We start from the raw sequence: 23,398 nt of genomic DNA, 5'->3' as shown, positions 1-23,398 counted from the left end.
CTTGATTCTTTAGGTTATATCAGCCAAATGAAACTTGCCATACGACCGGTGGTCTTGTCGCGACGATAAGAGAAGAAAGTCTCATTTTCCGTATATGTACAACGGTCGCCGCCGAAAATTTGTTCAACACCAACGCTCGCCAGACGCTGCCGGGCAAGCTGATAAATATCCGCCAGATACTTATCACCATGCTGAATGAAAGCTGTACTCGCTTCGGCGTCTACTGCCATAAACGCCTCGCGAACCTCCGCCCCCACTTCAAACGCGCGTGGACCAATTGCCGGCCCTAACCAGGCGAGAATATTTTCTGGATTATCAGCAAAACAGGAAACTGTCTCTTCCAGCACGCCTGCGCACAGTCCACGCCAGCCAGCATGAGCGGCGGCGACTTCCGTTCCCGCACGATTGCAAAACAGCACGGGCAGGCAGTCGGCAGTCATCACAGCGCAAACCGTGCCAGGCGTATTGCTATAAGAGGCATCTGCTCGTTTTGAGGCATAAGGTTCGCCAATAAGCTTAAGCACGTCTTTGCCGTGTACCTGCTCAAGCCAGACCGGTTTAGAAGGCAAATTGCCCGCAGCAAAAAGTCGCTTGCGATTCTCCTCAACGTGATCCGGGTTATCGCCACAATGGGCACCGAGGTTGAGCGAGTCATACGGGGGTAAGCTCACGCCGCCGATACGGGTAGAGCTACAGGCCGCAACACCTTTTGGCAGCGGCCACTGCGGGACAATCAGCTTACTCATAACCAGTCCACTTCATCCTTATGCTCTTCGAAATCGGCGCGCATCACCTCAATCAGCTCCACCATATCTTGTGGAATAGGCGCATGCCATTCCATTTCGATACCGGAGATCGGGTGATAAAGACGCAGCATGGTTGCATGAAGCGACTGGCGGTCAAACTTACGCAGCGTGGAGATAAACGCTTCCGAAGCACCTTTTGGCGGACGCGGACGGCCACCATAAACCGGATCGCCCACCAGCGGATGAGTGATATGGGCCATATGCACGCGGATCTGGTGCGTACGTCCAGTTTCCAGACGCAACCGCAGACGCGTGTGCACACGGAAGTGTTCCATGATGCGATAGTGAGTGACCGCCGGTTTACCCATCGGATGCACCGCCATGTGAGTACGTTTGGTCGGGTGGCGGCTGATTGGTTCATCTACTGTACCGCCAGCGGTCATATGACCAATTGCCACCGCTTCATACTCACGAGTAATTTCACGCCGTTGCAAAGATTCGACTAAACGCGTCTGAGCCGGAACGGTTTTTGCCACAACCATCAGGCCGGTGGTGTCTTTATCCAGACGATGGACGATGCCCGCACGCGGTACATCGGCAATGGGCGGATAGTAATGAAGCAACGCATTCAGTACCGTACCATCCGGGTTACCCGCGCCAGGATGTACCACCAGGTCGCGTGGTTTATTAATGACGATGATATCTTCATCTTCATAGACGATATCCAGCGGGATATCCTGCGGTTCAAAACGCGCTTCTTCTTCAATCTCAGCGTTGATGGCCATCTGCTCGCCACCCAATACTTTTTCTTTCGGCTTATCACAAACTTTGCCGTTAACCAGCACGCGCTGGTCGAGGATCCATTCTTTTATTCGCGAACGTGAATAATCCGGGAACATTTCGGCCAAAGCCTGATCTAAGCGTTGACCGAGTTGGTTTTCGGACACCGTTGCAGTGAGCTGTACTCGTTGTGCCATATATACTGCTTCTTCGTTTATCGTTGGGGTTTTACGGCTTTGCCGTTTAATATAGTGTGCTATTGTAGCTGGTCTTAACCGGGAGCAGGAACAGAGAATCTCCCGTATTACATTTTGAGGAAAGTCAAAACGTCATGACGCGCATGAAATATCTGGTGGCAGCCGCCACACTAAGCCTGTTTTTGGCGGGTTGCTCGGGGTCAAAGGAAGAAGTACCTGATAATCCGCCAAATGAAATTTACGCGACTGCACAACAAAAGCTGCAGGACGGTAACTGGAGACAGGCAATAACGCAACTGGAAGCGTTAGATAATCGCTATCCGTTTGGTCCGTATTCGCAGCAGGTGCAGCTGGATCTCATCTACGCCTACTATAAAAACGCCGATTTGCCGTTAGCACAGGCTGCCATCGATCGTTTTATTCGCCTTAACCCGACCCATCCGAATATCGATTATGTCATGTACATGCGTGGCCTGACCAATATGGCGCTGGATGACAGTGCGCTGCAAGGGTTCTTTGGCGTTGACCGTAGCGATCGCGATCCTCAACATGCACGAGCTGCGTTTAGTGACTTTTCCAAACTGGTGCGCGGCTATCCGAACAGTCAGTACACCACCGATGCCACCAAACGTCTGGTATTCCTGAAAGATCGTCTGGCGAAATATGAATACTCCGTTGCCGAGTATTATACAGAACGTGGTGCATGGGTTGCTGTCGTTAACCGCGTAGAAGGCATGTTGCGCGACTATCCGGATACCCAGGCTACGCGTGATGCGCTGCCGCTGATGGAAAATGCATACCGTCAGATGCAGATGAATGCGCAAGCTGAAAAAGTAGCGAAAATCATCGCCGCAAACAGCAGCAATACATAACAGAAACCTGAAACACAAAACGGCAGCCTTGAGCTGCCGTTTTTTTATTCTGTTAGTTGTGAAACTGAAGCGATTTAGTCACTATCGATCTCATCAAATATGGCTCGCTTTGAGATATTCCTCAAGTAAAAAAACACCTCTTCCTGCGATTTCTCACAAAAAAGATTCGTTGACAAAAAGTGACAAAATTATGAGATTTCCATCACACATTTTGACATCAGGAACGTTATGCTGAATTCACCAAGACGGGAAGACAAGAGGTAAAATTTATGACAATGAACATTACCAGCAAACAAATGGAAATTACTCCGGCCATCCGCCAACATGTCGCAGACCGTCTCGCCAAACTGGAAAAATGGCAAACACATCTGATTAATCCACATATCATTCTGTCCAAAGAGCCACAAGGGTTTGTTGCTGACGCCACAATCAATACACCTAACGGCGTTCTGGTTGCCAGTGGTAAACATGAAGATATGTACACCGCAATTAACGAATTGATCAACAAGCTGGAACGGCAGCTCAATAAACTGCAGCACAAAGGCGAAGCACGTCGTGCCGCAACATCGGTGAAAGACGCCAACTTCGTCGAAGAAGTTGAAGAAGAGTAGTCCTTTATATTGAGTGTATCGCCAACGCGCCTTCGGGCGCGTTTTTTGTTGACAGCGTGAAAACAGTACGGGTACTGTACTAAAGTCACTTAAGGAAACAAACATGAAACACACACCGTTTTTCTTCGCATTCTTTTTTACCTTCCCCTGAATGGGAGGCGTTTCGTCGTGTGAAACAGAATGCGAAGACGAACAATAAGGCCTCCCAAATCGGGGGGCCTTTTTTATTGATAACAAAAAGGCAACACTATGACATCGGAAAACCCGTTACTGGCGCTGCGAGAGAAAATCAGCGCGCTGGATGAAAAATTATTAGCATTACTGGCAGAGCGACGCGAACTGGCCGTCGAGGTGGGAAAAGCCAAACTGCTCTCGCATCGCCCGGTACGTGATATTGATCGTGAACGCGATTTGCTGGAAAGATTAATTACGCTCGGTAAAGCGCACCATCTGGACGCCCATTACATTACTCGCCTGTTCCAGCTCATCATTGAAGATTCCGTATTAACTCAGCAGGCTTTGCTCCAGCAACATCTCAATAAAATTAATCCGCACTCAGCACGCATCGCTTTTCTCGGCCCCAAAGGTTCTTATTCCCATCTTGCGGCGCGCCAGTATGCTGCCCGTCACTTTGAGCAATTCATTGAAAGTGGCTGCGCCAAATTTGCCGATATTTTTAATCAGGTGGAAACCGGCCAGGCCGACTATGCCGTCGTACCGATTGAAAATACCAGCTCCGGTGCCATAAACGACGTTTACGATCTGCTGCAACATACCAGTTTGTCGATTGTTGGCGAGATGACGTTAACTATCGATCATTGTTTGTTGGTCTCCGGCACTACTGATTTATCCGCCATCAATACGGTCTACAGCCATCCGCAGCCATTCCAGCAATGCAGCAAATTCCTTAATCGTTATCCGCACTGGAAGATTGAATATACCGAAAGTACGTCTGCGGCAATGGAAAAGGTTGCACAGGCAAAATCACCGCATGTTGCTGCGTTGGGAAGCGAAGCTGGCGGCACTTTGTACGGTTTGCAGGTACTGGAGCGTATTGAAGCGAATCAGCGACAAAACTTCACCCGATTTGTGGTGTTGGCACGTAAAGCCATTAACGTTTCTGACCAGGTTCCGGCGAAAACGACGTTGTTAATGGCGACCGGACAACAAGCTGGTGCACTGGTTGAAGCGTTGCTGGTACTGCGCAATCACAGTCTGATTATGACCCGTCTGGAATCACGTCCGATTCACGGTAATCCGTGGGAAGAGATGTTTTATCTGGATATTCAGGCCAATCTTGAATCAGCGGAAATGCAAAAAGCATTGAAAGAGTTAGGGGAAATCACCCGTTCGATGAAGGTATTGGGCTGTTACCCAAGTGAGAACGTAGTGCCTGTTGATCCAACCTGATGAAAAAGTGCCGGATGATGTGAATCATCCGGCACTGGATTATTACTGGCGATTGTCATTCGCCTGACGCAATAACACGCGGCTTTCACTCTGAAAACGCTGTGCGTAATCGCCGAACCAGTGCTCCACCTTGCGGAAACTGTCAATAAACGCCTGCTTATCGCCCTGCTCCAGCAGCTCAATCGCCTCGCCGAAACGCTTATAGTAACGTTTGATTAACGCCAGATTACGCTCTGACGACATAATAATGTCGGCATAAAGCTGCGGATCCTGAGCAAACAGTCGCCCGACCATCGCCAGCTCAAGGCGGTAAATCGGCGAAGAGAGCGCCAGTAGTTGCTCAAGCTGAACATTTTCTTCTGCCAGGTGCAGCCCATAAGCAAAAGTAGCAAAGTGGCGCAGAGCCTGAATAAACGCCATATTCTGATCGTGCTCGACAGCGCTAATACGATGCAACCGAGCGCCCCAGACCTGAATTTGCTCCAGAAACCATTGGTATGCTTCCGGCTTACGTCCATCACACCAGACCACAACTTGCTTTGCCAGGCTACCGCTGTCCGGGCCGAACATCGGGTGTAACCCCAGCACCGGGCCATCGTGCGCCGCCAGCATGGCCTGTAATGGTCCATTTTTCACCGATGCCAGATCAACCAGAATACAATCTTTCGGTAAAGGCGGTAATTTGCCGATAACTTGCTCAGTAACGTGGATGGGCACACTAACAATCACCATTCCGGCATCGGAAACAATATCAGCCGCTCGATCCCAGTCATGTTGCTCCAGAATCCGCACCTGATAACCCGAGAGTGTCAGCATCTTCTCGAACAGACGTCCCATCTGACCGCCACCACCGACGATAACCACCGGGCGCAGTGACGGACAAAGCGTTTTAAATCCTTTGTCGTTTTCACTGGAGTAAGATTCACGCATCACCCGACGCAAAACATCCTCAATCAGATCTGGCGGTACACCCAGAGCTTCCGCCTCTGCACGACGCGAGGCCAACATAGATGCCTCGCGCTCCGGAACATAAATAGGCAGTCCAAAGCGGCTTTTCACCTCGCCCACTTCAGCAACCAGTTCCAGACGCTTCGCTAATAAATTCAGCAGCGCTTTATCGACTTCATCAATTTGATCGCGTAATGCGGTCAATTCAGCAACCATAATAAACCTCTTAAGCCACGCGAGCCGTCAGCTGCCCGTTCAGATCCTGATGAATTTCACGCAGCAAGGCATCGGTCATTTCCCAGCTAATGCAGGCATCGGTTACGGATACACCGTATTTCATTTCACTGCGCGGTTGCTCGGAAGACTGATTGCCCTCGTGGATATTACTTTCGATCATCAGACCAATAATTGAGCGATTGCCATCTTTGATTTGAGCAACCACGGATTCTGCCACCGCAGGCTGACGGCGATAATCTTTATTGGAATTACCGTGGCTGCAATCTACCATCAGAGACGGGCGCAGTCCCGCCTGTTCCATCTCTTTTTCACATTGCGCAACATCCGCAGGGCTATAGTTTGGCGCTTTACCACCGCGCAGGATCACATGCCCGTCCGGATTCCCCTGAGTTTGTAGCAACGCAACCTGCCCTGCCTGGTTAATGCCAACAAAACGGTGCGGCTGGGCGGCGGCACGCATAGCGTTAATTGCCGTTGCCAGACTGCCATCGGTGCCGTTTTTAAAACCAACCGGCATGGAAAGCCCGGAGGCCATTTCACGGTGAGTTTGCGATTCCGTTGTACGAGCACCAATTGCTGACCAGCTAAACAGATCGCCCAGGTATTGCGGGCTATTCGGATCTAACGCTTCCGTCGCCAGTGGCAGTCCCATATTCACCAGCTCAAGCAGCAATTTACGCGCGATCTGCAGCCCGGCTTCTACATCAAAAGAGCCATCCATATGGGGATCGTTAATTAACCCTTTCCAGCCGACAGTGGTACGGGGTTTTTCAAAATAGACGCGCATTACCAGATAGAGGCTATCGCTGACCTCTGCGGCAAGGGCTTTAAATCGACGAGCATATTCCAGAGCAGTTTCCGGATCATGAATGGAACAAGGACCACATACTACCAGCAGACGAGGATCGCGCCCGGCGATAATATCTGAAATGGTTTTACGCGAGTCAGCAATCTGGGCTTCTTGTTGCAGGCTTAATGGAAAAGCGGCCTTCAGTTGTTCCGGAGTCATTAAAACCTGTTCGGCGGTAATATGTACGTTATTCAGCGCGTCTTTCTGCATGATGGCGATCCTGTTTATGCTCGTTTGCGATAGTTGATCCTCAGCGAGGATGACGTAACGATAACACATAAAGTAAAGTTTTCAATCCATATTTCGTACACATTTCTTTACATAAGCAATTTATTCGCGCTTTTTCCCCTTATTTCTGTATAAATAAATTTACACCAGCTTTAAAAACAATCCGCTATGCTTTGAAAAAGGAGAAAGAAATGATGAAAAAATTTATCGCCCCCTTGTTGGCTTTACTGGTTAGCGGATGTCAGATTGATCCTTATACTCACGCGCCAACCTTGACCAGCACCGACTGGTATGATGTTGGTATGGAAGATGCGATATCGGGCAGCGCCATTAAAGATGACGATGCATTTAGCGATTCACAGGCGGATCGCGGTCTATACCTTAAAGGATATGCCGAAGGGCAAAAGAAAACTTGCCAGACCGATTTTACTTATGCCCGGGGACTTTCTGGTAAAAGCTTTCCTGCCAGCTGCAATAATGTTGAAAATGCCAGCCAACTGCATGAAGTATGGCGAAAAGGGGCTGATGAAAATGCCAGCACAATACGATTAAATTAATTACCCCCCCAAAATCAATTAAGCATGAGATTTTACTCATTATGTTTTATTTTTCACATTGATGACGACCGCATGAAAGGATGATATTTTAATGAGCATTCTGAAAAAATATCGATGCATTTCGAGCGAAGATGGTGAGGATCCCTGAATGCGTTTTTCTCACCGACTGTTCTTACTGCTGATTCTCCTGCTGACGGGAGCACCAATACTCGCTCAGGAACCTTCTGACGTTGCGAAAAACGTGCGTATGATGGTTTCCGGTATTGTCAGTTACACCCGCTGGCCTGGGCTATCAGGGCCACCAAAGTTATGTATCTTTTCATCTTCACGTTTTAGTACCGCCTTACAAGAAAATGCTGCTACATCTTTGCCTTATCTGCCTGTCATCATTCATACTCAACAAGAGGCGATAATTTCAGGCTGCAATGGTTTTTATTTTGGCAACGAGTCACCGACATTCCAGATGGAATTAACCGAACAATATCCGTCAAAGGCGTTATTATTAATTGCCGAACAAAATACCGAGTGCATTATTGGTAGCGCCTTTTGTCTGATCATCCACAATAATGACGTCAGATTTGCCGTAAACCTGGATGCTTTATCTCGTAGCGGTGTAAAAGTCAACCCGGATGTCTTAATGCTCGCACGGAAGAAAAATGATGGATAACGATAATTCTCTTAATAAGCGCCCCACGTTTAAAAGAGCATTACGCAACATCAGTATGACCAGCATATTTATCACTATGATGCTGATCTGGCTGCTGCTTTCCGTGACGTCAGTGCTGACCCTGAAACAGTACGCGCAAAAAAACCTGGCACTGACAGCAGCAACAATGACTTACAGTCTGGAAGCAGCTGTCGTTTTTGCCGATGGCCCTGCAGCAACTGAAACACTGGCAGCGCTGGGCCAGCAAGGCCAATTTTCAACTGCAGAAGTGCGTGATAAGCAGCAAAATATTCTGGCATCCTGGCATTACACCCATAAGGAACCAGGCGATACTTTCAGCAATTTCATAAGCCACTGGCTCTTCCCTGCCCCCATCATTCAGCCGATTCGCCACAATGGTGAAACTATTGGCGAAGTACGCTTAACTGCTCGCGACAGTTCAATCAGCCATTTTATCTGGTTTTCGCTCGCTGTCCTGACCGGTTGTATTCTGCTGGCATCAGGCATCGCAATTACCCTCACCCGCCATTTGCACAATGGCCTGGTGGAAGCGCTGAAAAATATCACCGATGTCGTACATGATGTGCGTTCTAACCGCAATTTTTCCCGACGAGTTTCGGAAGAACGTATCGCTGAGTTTCACCGCTTCGCTCTCGACTTCAACAGTCTGCTGGATGAAATGGAAGAGTGGCAGCTTCGTTTACAGGCCAAAAATGCGCAGCTTCTACGTACCGCGCTACATGACCCATTAACCGGGCTGGCTAACCGCGCAGCGTTTCGTAGCGGCATCAACACGTTGATGAACAATTCCGATGCCCGAAAAACGTCGGCGTTACTATTTCTTGATGGCGATAATTTCAAATATATCAATGATACCTGGGGTCATGCGACGGGCGATAGAGTCTTGATTGAAATAGCAAAACGGTTAGCTGAATTTGGCGGGCTGCGACATAAAGCATACCGCCTGGGCGGCGATGAATTCGCTATGGTGCTCTATGATGTACAGTCGGAATCTGAAGTGCAGCAGATATGCTCAGCACTGACACAAATTTTTAATCTCCCGTTTGATCTTCATAATGGCCATCAAACTACCATGACATTAAGCATTGGTTACGCGATGACTATTGAGCACGCCTCTGCGGAAAATTTACAAGAGCTTGCCGATCACAATATGTATCAGGCCAAACACCAGCGTGCCGAAAAGCTGGTGAGATAACAAGGATATATCGATATGATAAAGCACCTGCTAGCACCCCTGATTTTCACCTCGCTAATACTTACTGGCTGCCAGTCCCCTCAGGGAAAGTTTACTCCTGAGCAAGTCGCCGCTATGCAATCTTATGGATTTACTGAATCCGCCGGCGACTGGTCGCTGGGCTTATCAGATGCCATTCTGTTTGCAAAAAATGACTACAAATTGCTCCCGGAAAGCCAGCAACAGATCCAAACCATGGCAGCCAAATTGGCCTCGACAGGGCTAACACATGCCCGTATGGATGGACACACCGACAACTATGGTGAAGACAGTTACAACGAAGTCTTATCATTGAAACGGGCGAATGTCGTGGCCGATGCATGGGCTATGGGTGGACAAATTCCGCGCAGCAATCTCACCACACAGGGTTTAGGAAAAAAATATCCCATAGCCAGTAACAAGACCGCCCAGGGCCGCGCCGAGAACCGCCGCGTCGCAGTGGTGATTACAACCCCTTAAAACACGAGCAAACAGACAAAAAAAGGGCCAGCCAATTGGCCAGCCCTTCTTAACAGGATGTCGCTTAAGCGAAATCTTAGTTAAGACGCTCTTTGATACGAGCAGCCTTACCAGTACGCTCACGCAGGTAGTACAGTTTAGCTTTACGAACAGCACCACGACGTTTGACAGAAATGCTGTCAACTACCGGAGAGTGAGTCTGGAAGACACGCTCAACGCCTTCGCCGTTGGAAATTTTACGAACAGTGAATGCAGAGTGCAGACCGCGGTTACGAATAGCGATAACCACGCCCTCGAATGCCTGCAGACGTTTTTTGGAACCTTCAACAACCCATACTTTCACTTCCACGGTATCACCCGGACGGAAGGAAGGTACGTCCTGCTTCATCTGCTCTTGTTCAAGTTGCTTAATAATGTTGCTCATAATTTAATCTCTTATCCTGGGTAAACTGATATCTCGGGGGCTTACGCCATCCCATCATGTTTATGTTGCTGTTGTGCGTGTTCCGTTTTGAACTCCGCCAGCAACCTTGCTTGCTCTTCAGTCAGAGCCAGGTTTTCCAGAAGTTCAGGTCTTCTAAGCCAGGTACGGCCCAGCGACTGTTTCAAACGCCAGCGACGTATCTCGGCATGGTTACCCGACAGTAACACTGGCGGAACTTCCATCCCTTCTAACACCTCAGGCCGCGTATAGTGCGGGCAATCCAGCAATCCTTCAGCAAAGGAATCTTCCGTTGCCGAGGCTTCATGTCCCAGTACTCCCGGAATAAACCGGGAAACGGAGTCAATCAGCGTCATTGCTGGTAACTCACCACCACTGAGAACGTAATCGCCGATTGACCATTCTTCGTCAATTTCGGTTTGGATCACGCGCTCATCTATACCTTCGTAGCGACCACACACCAGAATCAATTTTTGATTCGTTGCCAGTTCGCTGACGCCCGCTTGATCAAGCTTGCGTCCCTGTGGTGACAGATAAATCACCTTTGCGCCTTCACCCGCCGCGGCTTTTGCTGCATGAATGGCGTCCCGCAAGGGTTGCACCATCATTAACATCCCCGGTCCGCCGCCGTAAGGACGATCGTCCACGGTACGGTGCCGGTCATGCGTGAAGTCGCGAGGACTCCAGCTCTGGATGCTCAGCAGGCCATTTTTAACTGCCCGGCCAGTTACCCCGTAATCGGTAATTGCGCGGAACATTTCAGGAAACAGGCTAATTATGCCAATCCACATAGCGCCGTCTTTTACCGTTTATCCGGTGGTTTAAAAACCAGGATCCCAATCTACTTCGATTGAACGTGTAGTGAGATCGACTTTCTTGATAACCTGCCCATCGAGGAACGGTACGAGACGTTCCTTGATACCAAACGCATCTTTCAGGTTTGCCTTAATGACGAGAACGTCATTAGATCCGGTTTCCATCATATCTACGACTTTACCGAGATCGTAGCCTTCAGTGGTTACTACCTGGCAGCCCATCAGGTCTTTCCAGTAGTAGTCCCCCTCTTCAAGCTGAGGCAACTGCGATGAATCCACGACAATTTCACAATTCGTCAGCAGGTTCGCCGCATCACGATCGTCAACGCCTTTCAGCTTGATGATCATGTCCTGATTGTGGTGCTTCCAGCTTTCCAGCTGGACTTGCTGCCACTGACCCGCCTTCTGGATAAACCAGGGCTGATAGTCAAAAATGCTTTCGGCGTCTTCGGTGGAAGAAAACACTCTGAGCCACCCACGAATACCGTAAGACGACCCCATTTTTCCCAAAACGATGGGATCAACAGGTGCTTGCGCGGTGAGTTGTTTGCTCATCATGACCACCGTGACAGATTAAGCTGCTTTGTTTACTTCTTTGATCAGCGCAGCAACGCGATCAGAAATAGTTGCGCCCTGGCCAACCCAGTGAGCGATGCGATCCAGATCCAGGCGAGTGCCTTCTTCTTTTTCGCTAGCGATTGGGTTGAAGAAACCAACGCGCTCGATGAAGCGACCGTTGCGTGCATTACGGCTGTCAGCGACAACAACCTGGTAGAACGGACGCTTTTTAGCGCCGTGACGTGCTAAACGAATAGTTACCATAACATCCTCTTGTGTGAATAAAACAACCGGACCCCATCGAGGAACGGAGTCCGGTGTCATATTAAAAGCCCGAAAATTTTACTGATTTCTGGAGAAAATGCAATCAGCAGTTAATAACTCTATCGCATAAGGTCATTTAGCGACCAGGAAATCCCGGCGGCATCATCCCTTTCATGCTTCTCATCATCTTCGCCATCCCGCCCTTTTTCATTTTCTTCATCATGCGCTGCATGTCGTCGAACTGTTTCAGAAGACGGTTAACGTCCTGCACCTGCATACCGCAACCGGCAGCGATACGACGCTTACGCGAACCTTTGATGATTTCTGGCTTAGCGCGCTCTTTCATCGTCATCGAGTTGATGATGGCTTCCATACGCACCAGCACTTTATCGTCCATCTGTGACTTGACGTTATCCGGGATCTGCCCCATGCCCGGCAGCTTGCCCATCAGGCTAGCCATGCCGCCCATATTTTTCATCTGGCGCAGCTGCTCAAGAAAGTCGTTGAGATCGAAGCCGTCGCCTTTTTTCAGCTTGCTGGCTAATTTCTCTGCCTGCGCGCGGTCAACCTTGCTTTCGATATCTTCGATCAGTGACAGTACGTCGCCCATGCCGAGAATACGGGAGGCAATACGGTCCGGATGGAATGGCTCCAGCGCCTCGGTTTTCTCGCCAACACCGAGGAACTTGATCGGTTTGCCAGTGATGTGACGAATAGAGAGCGCCGCACCGCCGCGGGCATCGCCGTCCACTTTGGTCAACACTACACCGGTAAGCGGTAACGCTTCATTGAATGCTTTTGCCGTATTGGCCGCATCCTGACCGGTCATGGCATCGACCACAAACAGGGTTTCAACCGGATTAATCGACGCATGGACTTGTTTGATCTCGTCCATCATCGCTTCGTCAACGTGCAGACGACCGGCAGTATCCACCAGCAGCACGTCGTAGAATTTCAGTTTGGCTTCTTTCAGCGCCGCGTTAACGATATCTACCGGCTTCTGACCAACATCAGAAGGGAAGAAATCAACGCCCACCTGCTCTGCCAGCGTCTCAAGCTGTTTGATTGCCGCCGGGCGATAGACGTCGGCAGAAACCACCAGCACTTTCTTCTTGTGCTTCTCGCGCAGGAACTTACCGAGTTTACCAACGCTGGTTGTTTTACCGGCACCTTGCAGGCCCGCCATCAGCACGACCGCAGGCGGTTGCGCAGCCAGGTTCAGGGTCTGGTTCTCTTCGCCCATCGCCGCAACCAGTTCGTTACGGACAATTTTGACGAACTCCTGCCCCGGCGTCAGGCTCTTATTAACTTCATGACCAACCGCTTTCTCTTTTACGCGATTGATAAACTCACGCACTACCGGCAGAGCGACGTCCGCCTCCAGCAGCGCCATGCGCACTTCGCGCAGCGTATCTTTTACGTTGTCTTCAGTGAGGCGTCCACGGCCACTGATATTGCGCAGCGTGCGCGACAAACGATCGGTTAAATTATCAAACATTGTCTCTCGCCTGGGGTGGAAACGGTTGGCCGCAATCGCGACACATCATCAGTATTTTGCCGCAGTATAACATGAAGGCGTCTTTGTTGTTATGCAACGGTTGGAGCAGCGTTCACCTGACGCTATACTGCTTCTCTTTCTTATTGCTCAAACTGTCGACATTACTATGCCCGTTTTTGCTCTGCTCGCGCTTGTCGCCTACTCCGTCAGTCTTGCGCTGATTGTTCCCGGTCTGCTGCAAAAAAACGGCGGCTGGCGGCGCATGGCTATTATTTCTGCGGTCATCGCGCTGGTCTGCCACGCAATCGCTCTGGAAGCCCGCATCCTGCCCGACGGTGATAGCGGACAAAACCTCAGCCTGCTGAACGTTGGTTCATTGGTCAGTTTGATGATCTGTACGGTAATGACCATTGTGGCTTCTCGCAATCGTGGCTGGTTGTTGCTACCCATTGTCTATGCCTTTGCGCTTATCAACCTGGCGCTGGCGACCTTCATGCCCAATGAATACATCACCCATCTGGAAGCAACGCCGGGGATGCTGGTGCACATTGGCTTATCGCTTTTTTCCTATGCCACGCTAATTATCGCTGCCCTGTACGCGCTGCAACTGGCGTGGATTGATTACCAACTGAAGAACAAGAAGCTGGCGTTTAACCAGGAAATGCCTCCATTGATGAGTATCGAGCGTAAAATGTTCCATATCACGCAGATTGGCGTGGTGCTGCTAACGCTCACTCTTTGCACTGGCCTGTTCTACATGCACAACTTATTTAGCATGGAAAATATCGACAAGGCCGTGCTCTCTATCGTGGCGTGGTTTGTCTATATTGTGCTGCTGTGGGGACATTATCATGAAGGATGGCGTGGACGCCGCGTCGTCTGGTTTAACGTTGCGGGTGCAGTCATTCTGACACTGGCCTACTTCGGCAGCCGAATTGTCCAGCAGTTAATCAGCTAACCCCAGAAAAGGAGTTTCCCCTGGAACACATTTCTACTACTACGTTGATCATTATTCTGATCATCATGGTGGTCATTTCAGCCTATTTTTCCGGTTCAGAAACTGGAATGATGACACTCAACCGCTATCGCCTGAGACACATGGCGAAGCAAGGTAATCGCTCGGCAAAACGCGTCGAAAAATTACTGCGCAAGCCAGACCGCCTGATAAGCCTGGTGTTAATCGGCAATAATCTGGTCAATATCCTTGCTTCCGCACTCGGCACTATTGTCGGGATGCGCTTGTATGGCGATGCTGGCGTGGCAATTGCGACTGGCGTGCTGACCTTCGTAGTGCTGGTTTTTGCTGAAGTATTGCCGAAAACCATTGCCGCGCTGTACCCGGAAAAAGTCGCTTATCCGAGTAGTTTTCTACTGGCTCCGCTGCAAATTTTGATGATGCCGCTGGTCTGGTTGCTGAATGCTATTACCCGCATGTTAATGCGCATGATGGGCATCAAAACCGATATCGTGGTTAGCGGCTCTTTAAGCAAAGAAGAGTTGCGTACCATCGTGCACGAATCACGCTCACAAATTTCCCGTCGCAATCAGGATATGCTGCTGTCGGTGCTCGATCTGGAAAAGATGACCGTCGATGACATCATGGTGCCGCGCAGTGAAATTATCGGTATTGATATCAACGATGACTGGAAATCGATTCTGCGCCAACTCTCCCACTCACCTCACGGGCGCATCGTGCTCTACCGTGATTCGCTGGACGACGCCATCAGTATGCTGCGTGTGCGTGAAGCCTGGCGACTCATGTCGGAGAAAAAAGAGTTCACCAAAGAAACCATGCTACGCGCCGCGGACGAGATCTATTTTGTCCCGGAGGGTACGCCGCTCAGCACACAGTTGGTGAAGTTTCAGCGCAACAAAAAGAAAGTCGGCCTGGTCGTCAACGAGTATGGAGACATTCAGGGACTGGTGACGGTCGAAGATATTCTCGAAGAGATTGTCGGCGATTTCACCACGTCGATGTCGCCAACACTTGCCGAAGAGGTCACGCCGCAAAACGACGGGTCGGTGATTATCGATGGCACCGCCAACGTGCGAGAAATTAACAAAGCCTTTAACTGGCATCTACCGGAAGATGATGCTCGTACTGTTAACGGCGTCATTCTGGAAGCGCTGGAGGAGATCCCGGTAGCAGGCACCCGCGTGCGTATAGGCGAGTACGATATCGATATTCTCGACGTACAGGACAATATGATTAAGCAGGTAAAAGTTTTTCCTGTAAAACCGCTGCGCGAGAGTGTGGCGGAGTAACGAAAACGGCCCGGCATTCGCATGCTGGGCCGTGATTTATTACGAAAGCAGAAATTAATCTTTTGCTTTCGCTACAGTAACCATCGCCGCACGAATCGTACGACCGTTCAGCGTATAACCTTTCTGCATAATGCCCAGTACGTTACCTGGCGCAACGTCATCAGATTCCACCATTGCGATGGCCTGATGCACATTTGGGTCCAGTGGGACGTTGGTTTCGGCGATCACTTCAACGCCAAACTTACGCACAACATCCAGCATCGACTTCAGCGTCAGCTCAATACCTTCAACCATCGCGGACATATCCGGGTTAGCTTTATCAGCCACTTCCAGCGCCCGATCCAGGCTATCAATCACCGGCAGCAATTCGTTGATGAATTTCTCCAGCGCGAATTTGTGAGCTTTTTCAATATCCAGTTCAGTACGACGACGCAGGTTTTCCATTTCGGCTTTTACGCGCAAAATGCCGTCACGTTCACGGGTCTGGGCTTCAGCCAGCTGAGCTTCGAGATTCGCAATTTTTTCATCGCGCGGATCCACCTGCTCAGCAGAAGCTTCTGGCTCAACTGCCTCAATCTCTTCGTGCTGATCCATGATAATTTCTTCCGGGGCTTGCCCCTCAGGCGTTTTCTGTTCTTTACTACTCATGAATTTCTCCGCGTTTTTTTCGCATTCATCTCGCTAACTTCGCTTATTATGGGGATCAGTTTCAGGGTTTCAAGGGAAGCACTCACATTGTCATCAATCTTCGCAACAAGGACCTCGGAAAAATGAATAATCATTTCAAGTGTATTGGCATTGTGGGACACCCACGGCACCCCACTGCACTGACAACACATGAAATGCTCTACCGCTGGCTGTGCACAAAAGGTTACGAGGTCATCGTTGAGCAACAAATCGCTCACGAACTGCAACTGAAGAATGTGAAAACTGGCACGCTCGCGGAGATTGGGCAACAGGCTGATCTCGCGGTTGTCGTTGGCGGCGACGGTAATATGCTGGGCGCGGCGCGCACGCTCGCGCGCTATGATATTAAAGTTATTGGAATCAACCGTGGCAACCTGGGTTTCCTGACTGACCTTGATCCCGATAACGCCCAGCAACAATTAGCCGATGTGCTGGAAGGCCACTACATCAGCGAGAAACGTTTTTTGCTGGAAGCGCAAGTCTGTCAGCAAGATTGCCAGAAACGCATCAGCACGGCGATTAACGAAGTGGTACTTCACCCTGGCAAAGTGGCGCATATGATTGAGTTCGAAGTGTATATCGACGAGATCTTTGCGTTTTCGCAGCGTTCCGATGGACTGATTATTTCGACGCCAACAGGCTCCACCGCATATTCCCTCTCTGCGGGCGGTCCTATTCTGACACCCTCTCTGGATGCGATTACCCTGGTGCCCATGTTCCCGCATACGTTGTCAGCACGACCACTGGTCATAAACAGCAGCAGCACGATCCGTCTACGTTTTTCGCATCGCCGTAACGACCTGGAAATCAGTTGCGACAGCCAGATAGCACTGCCGATTCAGGAAGGTGAAGATGTCCTGATTCGTCGCTGTGATTACCATCTGAATCTGATTCATCCGAAAGATTACAGTTATTTCAATACATTAAGCACCAAGCTCGGCTGGTCAAAAAAATTATTCTAATTTTACGCCAGCCTCTTTACTGTATATAAAACCAGTTTATACTGTACACAATAACAGTAATGGTTTTTCATACAGGAAAACAACTATGTTGGCACAACTGACCATCAGCAACTTTGCTATCGTTCGTGAGCTTGAGATTGATTTTCATAGCGGCATGACCGTAATAACTGGCGAGACCGGCGCGGGTAAATCTATTGCAATAGATGCCCTCGGCCTTTGTCTCGGTGGTCGCGCTGAAGCCGACATGGTGCGTACCGGCGCTGCTCGTGCCGACCTGTGCGCCCGTTTTTCTCTGAAAGATACGCCAGCGGCCCTGCGTTGGCTGGAAGAAAACCAGCTTGAAGACGGGCATGAATGTTTGCTTCGTCGCGTAATCAGCAGCGATGGTCGCTCCCGTGGTTTCATCAACGGTACAGCTGTTCCTCTGTCACAACTGCGCGAACTGGGTCAGTTGCTGATTCAGATCCATGGTCAGCACGCTCATCAGTTACTCACCAAACCCGAGCACCAAAAATTCCTGCTTGATGGCTATGCCAATGAAACCTCTCAGCTCCAGGAAATGACCGCACGTTATCAGTTGTGGCATCAAAGCTGCCGTGACCTCGCGCATCATCAGCAGTTAAGTCAGGAACGCGCCGCCCGTGCGGAGCTGCTGCAATACCAATTAAAAGAACTTAACGAATTTAATCCGCAGCCTGGAGAGTTTGAGCAAATCGACGAAGAGTACAAACGTCTGGCGAACAGCGGTCAATTGCTGACCACCAGCCAGAATGCATTGGCATTAATGGCTGACGGTGAAGACGCAAATCTGCAAAGTCAACTTTACACGGCTAAACAACTGGTGAGCGAATTGATTGGCATGGACAGCAAACTGTCCGGCGTACTTGATATGCTGGAAGAGGCTACCATCCAGATTGCTGAAGCCAGTGATGAACTACGCCACTACTGCGATCGTCTGGATCTCGATCCCAACCGACTGTTTGAACTTGAACAGCGCATCTCAAAACAGATTTCGCTGGCACGTAAACATCACGTCAGCCCTGAGGCATTGCCACAGTATTACCAGTCGCTACTGGAAGAACAGCAGCAACTGGACGATCAGGCCGACTCACAAGAAACGCTCGCGCTGGCGGTAACGAAACATCATCAGCAGGCACTGGAAACGGCGCGCGCGTTACACCAGCAACGCCAGCATTATGCAAATGAGTTGGCACAGCTGATCACCGATAGTATGCATGCACTCTCTATGCCACATGGGCAGTTTACGATCGATGTTAAATTTGACGAGCATCACCTGGGCGCTGACGGCGCTGATCGTATTGAGTTTCGGGTAACCACCAACCCAGGTCAGCCAATGCAGCCTATTGCCAAAGTCGCATCCGGTGGTGAGTTGTCCCGCATCGCATTGGCAATCCAGGTCATTACCGCGCGTAAAATGGAAACCCCGGCACTGATTTTTGATGAAGTGGATGTAGGGATTAGCGGCCCAACAGCGGCAGTTGTCGGCAAACTGCTACGTCAACTTGGCGAATCAACTCAGGTGATGTGTGTTACCCACCTGCCACAAGTCGCGGGATGTGGTCATCAACACTATTTTGTCAGCAAAGAAACCGATGGTGCGATGACAGAAACGCATATGCAATCCCTGGATAAAAAAGCGCGGTTACAAGAGTTGGCGCGCCTGCTTGGTGGCAGTGAAGTCACACGTAACACACTGGCGAATGCGAAAGAACTGCTTGCGGCGTAAACTTTTTTCCTGCTTCACGGTCAGAGTAAACAGCAAAACGCCGTAAGACCGGAAAGCAAAAGGTTTTAAAGTGATGAAAGGTCTATTATCATCGGCATATTACAGATGAGCCACGTACTGCTCGGGCCCGAAAAGGAATCAAATCACTATGCGCTGTAAAACGCTGACTGCTGCAGCAGCAGTACTATTGATGTTGACCGCAGGCTGTTCCACTCTGGAGCGAGTGGTTTACCGTCCTGACATCAACCAGGGGAACTATCTGACCGCTAACGACGTATCCAAAATACGTGTTGGCATGACGCAACAACAAGTTGCGTACGCATTGGGTACACCGCTGATGTCCGATCCATTTGGTACAAATACCTGGTTCTATGTCTTCCGCCAGCAACCTGGTCATGAAGGTGTAACGCAGCAAACGCTGACGCTGACCTTTAACAGTAGCGGTGTGTTGACCAACATTGATAACAAACCTGCGCTGAGTGGTAACTAATAATAAAGTTGCTCTCAAAGACGTTAAAAAAGGTGCTCAATGAGCACCTTTTTTCTGTCTGTTATTTATTCGCTGATTTTTCTGCTCGTTGCCTGCGAAGCTCTTTCGGATCGGCAATGAGAGGACGATAAATCTCCACCCGATCGCCATCATGCACAATATCGCTGAGTTTTGCCGGACGGCTGTAAATGCCGACTTTGTTTTTAGTTAAATCGATATCGGTACGCAATTCCAGCAAACCACTGGCGCGAATAGCTTCTTCAACCGTCGCGCCCTCCTGCAACGTCACGCGCTGCAGGTACTGCTTCTCAGGTAGCGCATAAGCCACCTCAACGGCAATTTTACCTGGCACTGTAGACCTCTTTTGCACGAACAGTAAAAGCCTGCACCATATTAGCTGCCAGCTCTTTAAACACACGACCAAAGGCGAGTTCAATCAACTTATTGGTAAACTCAAAGTCGAGATGAAACTCAATACGGCACGCGTCCTGGCTCAACGGCGTAAACTTCCAACCGCCGATCAATTTCTTAAACGGTCCATCAACCAGACTCATGAGAATACTTTGATTACTGGTCAACTGGTTGCGGGTTGTAAACGTTTTGCTGATCCCAGCCTTAGACACATCTACCGCAGCAGTCATCTGCCCAGGAGTGGACTCCAGAATCCGACTTCCGGTACAACCCGGCAAAAACTGAGGATAAGACTGAACGTCATTCACTAACTGATACATTTGCTCCGCGCTGTAGGGCACCAGTGCGGTCCGGCTAATCTGAGGCATAACAATTTCCATCAACAAAAATCCAACAAATAATATCATTTATCCTGCTGTAAAAAAAACGCTATCCCGGCGCTGGGTAACATCGGGTTCATGCTAAGATAGAGCCTTGTCCCCCGCAGGATTGATATGGGGTGTTTTCGATTTCAGATTACCGATGATTCACGACGCTTATGACGAAGAAAAAAGCACATAAACCTGGTTCAGCGACCATCGCGCTTAACAAGCGCGCCCGTCACGAATACTTTATCGAAGAAGAGTTCGAAGCGGGACTTGCCCTGCAAGGCTGGGAGGTTAAATCCCTGCGCGCAGGAAAAGCCAATATCAGCGACAGCTATGTCCTTCTGCGCGACGGAGAGGCATTTCTGTTTGGCGCTAACATCACGCCAATGGCTGTGGCCTCCACGCATGTGGTGTGCGATCCTACCCGTACCCGCAAGTTACTTCTCAACCAGCGCGAACTGGACTCATTGTACGGTCGCGTCAATCGAGAAGGCTATACCGTAGTGGCGCTCTCCCTGTACTGGAAAAATGCCTGGTGCAAAGTGAAAATCGGCGTCGCCAAAGGTAAGAAACAGCACGATAAACGTTCAGATATCAAAGAACGCGAATGGCAGGTGGATAAAGCGCGTATCATGAAAAATGCCCACCGTTAAACCTATATAAGCGATACTAATCAAATCCTCACCGCGCCTCCCTATCCGGTGGCGCGAATGAACATCTTATCGACTGTCAAATCTGACACAGATGTAGCCATCCCATTGCTTAATCGAAAAAAAATCATACTATGCAGGCGCTAATTCCAGGATGATAACGCCTTTTGGGCTAGTCATGCTGCTCATAAATCTGGTATACTTACCGTTACACATTGGGGCTGATTCTGGATTCGACGGGATTTGCGAAACCCAAGGTGCATGCCGAGGGGCGGTTGGCCTCGTAAAAAGCCGCAAAAAATAGTCGCAAACGACGAAAACTACGCTTTAGCAGCTTAATAACCTGCTTAGAGCCCTCTCTCCCTAGCCTCCGCTCTTAGGACGGGGATCAAGAGAGGTCAAACCCAAAAGAGATCGCGTGGAAGCCCTGCCTGGGGTTGAAGCGTTAAAACTTAATCAGGCTAGTTTGTTAGTGGCGTGTCCGTCCGCAGCTGGCAAGCGAATGTAAAGACTGACTAAGCATGTAGTACCGAGGATGTAGGAATTTCGGACGCGGGTTCAACTCCCGCCAGCTCCACCAATCATGATTGGACGGTGTAAGGACAACACCAACAAAAACAGGAAGTTAGAAGTCTCAGCAGGACACCGACCAGACGGTGAGGAGACATAAAAGGATACGCAAAGGAGCCGCGGCTCCGAAGTGAAATGAAAGCCCGCTGATGCGGGCTTTTTTGCTTCTTCTCTTTAGCCTGATTCGACACTCTCAATGCGGCCATAAACAACAACCCACTTTTCTTATACCGTAGCCTGTCCCCCTCTTCCTGCTTTCTAACCATAACAGATGTGAGCGTTTGCTATGAGCGATATATAGTCATTCGTACCCTCCGATACTAATCATCACAGAAATTAATATATTCATTCCTTACTGAAAAGCTATGAAGTAGATATATAGGATTGGGGCGCGTATGGCACTGGACAGTTATGCATCTCCGAATATTATTCCGGAGCTAAGACAACCGAATGCCGCAGCAGGTAAGATCACGCTAGGGGGGCTGGACAGAATGGCTGTTACGCCCAGTGTGAAGAAAAGAAGGCTAAGTATGGTAGAATTTCCATACGCACAGACCTTGTTATCCGACTATACAGCCTGGAAGGCACTATGACAAATCTACAACTGGAAGAAAGATTTAGGGCGCTTGAGAAAGATTACGATGCGCTCATTTCCACAAAATATACTGCGCAGAACGTTCTCACTCACACTATGGAAACCTATGTTGATTCTGGTAAATATAAAAACTGGATCGCCAGAGTGAAAAAGTTAATAGAGGACAGCTACGGAAAAGAGTCTGATTATTACAATGACTTCAATACTGTAAACAGCAGGTGGTCTTCTAATTACAATACACTGATCAAAAGTTATAAACCGTTGTTTGATGCGGCGAGAGATGATCTTGCGCACTCTGCTGTCAGTACTAATACTCCTCAAGAAGGTTCGCCGCTGAGCCTCGTACTTAATATTCTTAACAGGTTTCCGACCTTTGTTCGCCAGTTAAAGAGGCGGTACAACGGCCGTGCGCCGCTTGAAGTTAATGATGAGTATGACGTACAGGATTTGATTTATGCACTGCTGACGCTTCATTTTAATGATATTAGGGCGGAAGAGTATACCCCCAGCTTTGCGGGCGCGGCCTCAAGACAGGACTTTCTTTTGAAAAAAGAGAAAATTGTGATAGAGGTGAAGAAAACCCGTGAATCTCTGGGAGCGGGTAAAGTTGGTGGAGAGTTGCTTATTGATATGGCGCGCTACCGCGCTCACCAAGACTGCGATACGTTGATCTTGTTTGTATATGACCCGGATTGCTACATAAATAATCCTTTGGGCGTGAAAACCGATCTGGAATCTAAAGACGCGGAAGGAAAAGTGAAGGTTGTTATTGCGCAGTTCTGACACGCTTAAGTGTCACCTTACAGGATTAGGTTTGCGGCCGTGCCAGCAGGACGAGCATGAAAAAGGCCGCTGGCACGGCCGGATTTGTCATCTTTGCCAGGTCAAATCAAAATCTACGTGAAAATCCGCAGGCTTAAGCTCGCAACTGCCACCACGCCCAATTAACGACGTTATGTTTACAACGTTTGAACCTGTTGAGATGGCAAGTTGAGTGTCATCTGTAAACGTGATGATTAGCATTTCAGTCTGATGAACCTGTACTCCAGTTTTCTGAAAACCAATCTGGACAGATTTCACCGTTTTCCCAACCATTTCACGGGCTTGATTGATAGAGTAATTAGCTTCAACTTGTAGGTCATTCCTGAACTTGGGTAGTGTCATTTTACATCCTCTTTAGTGAAGTTTTCGCTATTTAAATCAGCAGCATTCCTTTTAAATCACTGGCATGTCAGCAGTGGATAGTCTGAGTGTAACGT

The 23,398-nt window shown here is 49.4% G+C and carries 28 protein-coding genes, 1 other RNA gene and 1 other annotated feature; of the genes, 16 read left to right on the top strand and 13 right to left on the bottom strand.

Annotation, left to right across the window (positions count from 1 at the left end; all coding sequences use genetic code 11):
- Positions 1-14 precede the first annotated feature (14 nt).
- Positions 15-746: a purine nucleoside phosphorylase YfiH gene (gene yfiH / locus EAS44_RS07200; protein WP_000040118.1), complete on the bottom strand. Its 732-nt coding sequence runs from the start codon at positions 744-746 to the stop codon at positions 15-17.
- Positions 743-1,723 (bottom strand): 23S rRNA pseudouridine(1911/1915/1917) synthase RluD, encoded by a 981-nt coding sequence (rluD, locus tag EAS44_RS07195; RefSeq protein WP_000079096.1) that lies wholly within the window; start codon positions 1,721-1,723, stop codon positions 743-745. The genes yfiH and rluD overlap by 4 nt, the downstream gene beginning before the upstream one ends.
- A 134-nt stretch (positions 1,724-1,857) precedes the next feature.
- Here rluD and bamD point away from each other — a divergent pair, with 134 nt between their 5' ends.
- The 4 genes from bamD to pheA all read left to right on the top strand — a co-directional run bounded on the left by bamD (position 1,858) and on the right by pheA (position 4,616).
- Positions 1,858-2,595, top strand: coding sequence for an outer membrane protein assembly factor BamD (gene bamD / locus EAS44_RS07190; RefSeq protein WP_000197686.1), 738 nt, complete (start codon positions 1,858-1,860; stop codon positions 2,593-2,595).
- A gap of 269 nt (positions 2,596-2,864) precedes the next feature.
- The gene (gene raiA / locus EAS44_RS07185; RefSeq protein WP_000178456.1) at positions 2,865-3,206 is read left to right on the top strand and encodes a ribosome-associated translation inhibitor RaiA; all 342 of its coding nucleotides are present in this window, start codon (positions 2,865-2,867) and stop codon (positions 3,204-3,206) included.
- Positions 3,207-3,308: 102 nt separating this feature from the next.
- Positions 3,309-3,434: a sequence feature (Phe leader region), on the top strand.
- Positions 3,310-3,357 carry a pheA operon leader peptide PheL gene (gene pheL, locus EAS44_RS07180; RefSeq protein WP_001386991.1) on the top strand — a complete coding sequence of 16 codons (48 nt, stop codon included), beginning with the start codon at positions 3,310-3,312 and terminating at the stop codon, positions 3,355-3,357. (Overlaps the previous feature by 48 nt.)
- A 21-nt stretch (positions 3,435-3,455) precedes the next feature.
- Positions 3,456-4,616 carry a bifunctional chorismate mutase/prephenate dehydratase gene (gene pheA, locus EAS44_RS07175; RefSeq protein ID WP_000200106.1) on the top strand — a complete coding sequence of 387 codons (1,161 nt, stop codon included), beginning with the start codon at positions 3,456-3,458 and terminating at the stop codon, positions 4,614-4,616.
- Positions 4,617-4,658: 42 nt separating this feature from the next.
- Here pheA and tyrA read toward each other — a convergent pair whose 3' ends face one another.
- Together tyrA and aroF are read right to left on the bottom strand one after the other, a co-directional pair.
- Positions 4,659-5,780: a bifunctional chorismate mutase/prephenate dehydrogenase gene (gene tyrA / locus EAS44_RS07170; protein ID WP_000225230.1), complete on the bottom strand. Its 1,122-nt coding sequence runs from the start codon at positions 5,778-5,780 to the stop codon at positions 4,659-4,661.
- Between the two features lie 10 nt (positions 5,781-5,790).
- Positions 5,791-6,861 carry a 3-deoxy-7-phosphoheptulonate synthase AroF gene (aroF, locus tag EAS44_RS07165; RefSeq protein ID WP_001168025.1) on the bottom strand — a complete coding sequence of 357 codons (1,071 nt, stop codon included), beginning with the start codon at positions 6,859-6,861 and terminating at the stop codon, positions 5,791-5,793.
- Positions 6,862-7,070: 209 nt separating this feature from the next.
- Here aroF and yfiL point away from each other — a divergent pair, with 209 nt between their 5' ends.
- From yfiL to yfiB, 4 genes are all read left to right on the top strand, one after another.
- Complete coding sequence (gene yfiL / locus EAS44_RS07160; RefSeq protein ID WP_001296308.1) at positions 7,071-7,436, top strand: DUF2799 domain-containing protein; 366 nt, start codon at positions 7,071-7,073, stop codon at positions 7,434-7,436.
- Between the two features lie 148 nt (positions 7,437-7,584).
- Positions 7,585-8,103 carry a YfiR family protein gene (yfiR, locus tag EAS44_RS07155; protein ID WP_001212400.1) on the top strand — a complete coding sequence of 173 codons (519 nt, stop codon included), beginning with the start codon at positions 7,585-7,587 and terminating at the stop codon, positions 8,101-8,103.
- Positions 8,093-9,319 carry a diguanylate cyclase DgcN gene (gene dgcN, locus EAS44_RS07150; RefSeq protein ID WP_000969016.1) on the top strand — a complete coding sequence of 409 codons (1,227 nt, stop codon included), beginning with the start codon at positions 8,093-8,095 and terminating at the stop codon, positions 9,317-9,319. Before yfiR ends, dgcN begins: the two co-directional genes overlap by 11 nt.
- Positions 9,320-9,334: 15 nt before the next feature.
- The gene (gene yfiB, locus EAS44_RS07145) at positions 9,335-9,817 is read left to right on the top strand and encodes an OmpA family protein (RefSeq protein WP_000589793.1); all 483 of its coding nucleotides are present in this window, start codon (positions 9,335-9,337) and stop codon (positions 9,815-9,817) included.
- A gap of 76 nt (positions 9,818-9,893) precedes the next feature.
- Here the strand turns inward: yfiB and rplS are convergent, their stop codons facing one another.
- The 5 genes from rplS to ffh form a co-directional block, all read right to left on the bottom strand.
- On the bottom strand, positions 9,894-10,241 hold the full coding sequence (gene rplS, locus EAS44_RS07140; protein WP_000065253.1) for a 50S ribosomal protein L19: 348 nt from the start codon (positions 10,239-10,241) through the stop codon (positions 9,894-9,896).
- A gap of 41 nt (positions 10,242-10,282) precedes the next feature.
- Positions 10,283-11,050, bottom strand: a complete 768-nt coding sequence (gene trmD / locus EAS44_RS07135; protein ID WP_000264777.1) for a tRNA (guanosine(37)-N1)-methyltransferase TrmD — start codon at positions 11,048-11,050, stop codon at positions 10,283-10,285.
- Positions 11,051-11,080: 30 nt separating this feature from the next.
- Positions 11,081-11,629, bottom strand: coding sequence for a ribosome maturation factor RimM (gene rimM, locus EAS44_RS07130; protein WP_000043335.1), 549 nt, complete (start codon positions 11,627-11,629; stop codon positions 11,081-11,083).
- Positions 11,630-11,647: 18 nt separating this feature from the next.
- The gene (gene rpsP, locus EAS44_RS07125; RefSeq protein WP_000256450.1) at positions 11,648-11,896 is read right to left on the bottom strand and encodes a 30S ribosomal protein S16; all 249 of its coding nucleotides are present in this window, start codon (positions 11,894-11,896) and stop codon (positions 11,648-11,650) included.
- A 136-nt stretch (positions 11,897-12,032) separates the two neighbouring features.
- Positions 12,033-13,394 (bottom strand): signal recognition particle protein, encoded by a 1,362-nt coding sequence (gene ffh / locus EAS44_RS07120; RefSeq protein WP_000460035.1) that lies wholly within the window; start codon positions 13,392-13,394, stop codon positions 12,033-12,035.
- A 166-nt stretch (positions 13,395-13,560) separates the two neighbouring features.
- Here ffh and ypjD point away from each other — a divergent pair, with 166 nt between their 5' ends.
- Together ypjD and yfjD are read left to right on the top strand one after the other, a co-directional pair.
- The gene (ypjD, locus tag EAS44_RS07115) at positions 13,561-14,352 is read left to right on the top strand and encodes an inner membrane protein YpjD (protein WP_001338897.1); all 792 of its coding nucleotides are present in this window, start codon (positions 13,561-13,563) and stop codon (positions 14,350-14,352) included.
- 20 nt (positions 14,353-14,372) lie between these two features.
- Positions 14,373-15,659 (top strand): HlyC/CorC family transporter, encoded by a 1,287-nt coding sequence (gene yfjD, locus EAS44_RS07110; RefSeq protein ID WP_010723175.1) that lies wholly within the window; start codon positions 14,373-14,375, stop codon positions 15,657-15,659.
- A gap of 54 nt (positions 15,660-15,713) precedes the next feature.
- On the opposite strand, the gene grpE is transcribed toward yfjD, so the two are convergent.
- Positions 15,714-16,307, bottom strand: a complete 594-nt coding sequence (gene grpE / locus EAS44_RS07105; protein ID WP_001332400.1) for a nucleotide exchange factor GrpE — start codon at positions 16,305-16,307, stop codon at positions 15,714-15,716.
- A gap of 122 nt (positions 16,308-16,429) precedes the next feature.
- On the opposite strand from grpE, the gene nadK reads away from it, so the two are divergent.
- The 3 genes from nadK (at position 16,430) to bamE (ending at position 19,545) form a co-directional block, all read left to right on the top strand.
- Positions 16,430-17,308 (top strand): NAD(+) kinase, encoded by an 879-nt coding sequence (nadK, locus tag EAS44_RS07095; RefSeq protein WP_001059176.1) that lies wholly within the window; start codon positions 16,430-16,432, stop codon positions 17,306-17,308.
- 85 nt (positions 17,309-17,393) lie between these two features.
- Entirely contained in the window at positions 17,394-19,055 is a 1,662-nt protein-coding gene (recN, locus tag EAS44_RS07090; RefSeq protein WP_000880938.1) for a DNA repair protein RecN, read from the top strand.
- 148 nt (positions 19,056-19,203) lie between these two features.
- Positions 19,204-19,545, top strand: a complete 342-nt coding sequence (bamE, locus tag EAS44_RS07085) for an outer membrane protein assembly factor BamE (protein WP_001203437.1) — start codon at positions 19,204-19,206, stop codon at positions 19,543-19,545.
- A 61-nt stretch (positions 19,546-19,606) separates the two neighbouring features.
- On the opposite strand, the gene yfjF is transcribed toward bamE, so the two are convergent.
- Together yfjF and ratA are read right to left on the bottom strand one after the other, a co-directional pair.
- On the bottom strand, positions 19,607-19,897 hold the full coding sequence (gene yfjF / locus EAS44_RS07080; RefSeq protein WP_001117834.1) for an RnfH family protein: 291 nt from the start codon (positions 19,895-19,897) through the stop codon (positions 19,607-19,609).
- On the bottom strand, positions 19,887-20,324 hold the full coding sequence (gene ratA / locus EAS44_RS07075; RefSeq protein WP_001339419.1) for a type II toxin-antitoxin system toxin RatA: 438 nt from the start codon (positions 20,322-20,324) through the stop codon (positions 19,887-19,889). The genes yfjF and ratA overlap by 11 nt, the downstream gene beginning before the upstream one ends.
- A 170-nt stretch (positions 20,325-20,494) precedes the next feature.
- Here ratA and smpB point away from each other — a divergent pair, with 170 nt between their 5' ends.
- From smpB to EAS44_RS07050, 3 genes are all read left to right on the top strand, one after another.
- Positions 20,495-20,977 carry an SsrA-binding protein SmpB gene (gene smpB / locus EAS44_RS07070; RefSeq protein ID WP_000162574.1) on the top strand — a complete coding sequence of 161 codons (483 nt, stop codon included), beginning with the start codon at positions 20,495-20,497 and terminating at the stop codon, positions 20,975-20,977.
- Between the two features lie 214 nt (positions 20,978-21,191).
- Positions 21,192-21,554: a transfer-messenger RNA gene (ssrA, locus tag EAS44_RS07065) on the top strand.
- A 579-nt stretch (positions 21,555-22,133) separates the two neighbouring features.
- Complete coding sequence (locus tag EAS44_RS07050) at positions 22,134-22,922, top strand: hypothetical protein (RefSeq protein WP_000183405.1); 789 nt, start codon at positions 22,134-22,136, stop codon at positions 22,920-22,922.
- 87 nt (positions 22,923-23,009) lie between these two features.
- On the opposite strand, the gene EAS44_RS07045 is transcribed toward EAS44_RS07050, so the two are convergent.
- Positions 23,010-23,303 carry a hypothetical protein gene (locus EAS44_RS07045; protein ID WP_000174562.1) on the bottom strand — a complete coding sequence of 98 codons (294 nt, stop codon included), beginning with the start codon at positions 23,301-23,303 and terminating at the stop codon, positions 23,010-23,012.
- Positions 23,304-23,398: the final 95 nt, after the last annotated feature.

It is taken from the genome of Escherichia coli DSM 30083 = JCM 1649 = ATCC 11775, assembly GCF_003697165.2.
In the GTDB taxonomy this organism is placed as follows: domain Bacteria; phylum Pseudomonadota; class Gammaproteobacteria; order Enterobacterales; family Enterobacteriaceae; genus Escherichia; species Escherichia coli.
Note: the sequence above shows the minus strand (reverse complement) of the source record. Positions and strands in the feature narration are given on the sequence as shown.

Coding starts and splice junctions, on each gene's coding strand:
- dgcN (WP_000969016.1), top strand. CDS start 8,093: ATGATGGATAACGATAATTCTCTTAATAAGCGCCCCACGTTTAAAAGA.
- tyrA (WP_000225230.1), bottom strand. CDS start 5,780: ATGGTTGCTGAATTGACCGCATTACGCGATCAAATTGATGAAGTCGAT.
- grpE (WP_001332400.1), bottom strand. CDS start 16,307: ATGAGTAGTAAAGAACAGAAAACGCCTGAGGGGCAAGCCCCGGAAGAA.
- rluD (WP_000079096.1), bottom strand. CDS start 1,723: ATGGCACAACGAGTACAGCTCACTGCAACGGTGTCCGAAAACCAACTC.
- smpB (WP_000162574.1), top strand. CDS start 20,495: ATGACGAAGAAAAAAGCACATAAACCTGGTTCAGCGACCATCGCGCTT.
- ypjD (WP_001338897.1), top strand. CDS start 13,561: ATGCCCGTTTTTGCTCTGCTCGCGCTTGTCGCCTACTCCGTCAGTCTT.
- EAS44_RS07050 (WP_000183405.1), top strand. CDS start 22,134: ATGACAAATCTACAACTGGAAGAAAGATTTAGGGCGCTTGAGAAAGAT.
- recN (WP_000880938.1), top strand. CDS start 17,394: ATGTTGGCACAACTGACCATCAGCAACTTTGCTATCGTTCGTGAGCTT.
- yfiL (WP_001296308.1), top strand. CDS start 7,071: ATGATGAAAAAATTTATCGCCCCCTTGTTGGCTTTACTGGTTAGCGGA.
- bamE (WP_001203437.1), top strand. CDS start 19,204: ATGCGCTGTAAAACGCTGACTGCTGCAGCAGCAGTACTATTGATGTTG.
- yfiH (WP_000040118.1), bottom strand. CDS start 746: ATGAGTAAGCTGATTGTCCCGCAGTGGCCGCTGCCAAAAGGTGTTGCG.
- EAS44_RS07045 (WP_000174562.1), bottom strand. CDS start 23,303: ATGACACTACCCAAGTTCAGGAATGACCTACAAGTTGAAGCTAATTAC.
- aroF (WP_001168025.1), bottom strand. CDS start 6,861: ATGCAGAAAGACGCGCTGAATAACGTACATATTACCGCCGAACAGGTT.
- rimM (WP_000043335.1), bottom strand. CDS start 11,629: ATGAGCAAACAACTCACCGCGCAAGCACCTGTTGATCCCATCGTTTTG.
- rplS (WP_000065253.1), bottom strand. CDS start 10,241: ATGAGCAACATTATTAAGCAACTTGAACAAGAGCAGATGAAGCAGGAC.
- raiA (WP_000178456.1), top strand. CDS start 2,865: ATGACAATGAACATTACCAGCAAACAAATGGAAATTACTCCGGCCATC.
- nadK (WP_001059176.1), top strand. CDS start 16,430: ATGAATAATCATTTCAAGTGTATTGGCATTGTGGGACACCCACGGCAC.
- yfiR (WP_001212400.1), top strand. CDS start 7,585: ATGCGTTTTTCTCACCGACTGTTCTTACTGCTGATTCTCCTGCTGACG.
- ratA (WP_001339419.1), bottom strand. CDS start 20,324: ATGCCTCAGATTAGCCGGACCGCACTGGTGCCCTACAGCGCGGAGCAA.
- rpsP (WP_000256450.1), bottom strand. CDS start 11,896: ATGGTAACTATTCGTTTAGCACGTCACGGCGCTAAAAAGCGTCCGTTC.
- trmD (WP_000264777.1), bottom strand. CDS start 11,050: ATGTGGATTGGCATAATTAGCCTGTTTCCTGAAATGTTCCGCGCAATT.
- pheA (WP_000200106.1), top strand. CDS start 3,456: ATGACATCGGAAAACCCGTTACTGGCGCTGCGAGAGAAAATCAGCGCG.
- ffh (WP_000460035.1), bottom strand. CDS start 13,394: ATGTTTGATAATTTAACCGATCGTTTGTCGCGCACGCTGCGCAATATC.
- bamD (WP_000197686.1), top strand. CDS start 1,858: ATGACGCGCATGAAATATCTGGTGGCAGCCGCCACACTAAGCCTGTTT.
- yfiB (WP_000589793.1), top strand. CDS start 9,335: ATGATAAAGCACCTGCTAGCACCCCTGATTTTCACCTCGCTAATACTT.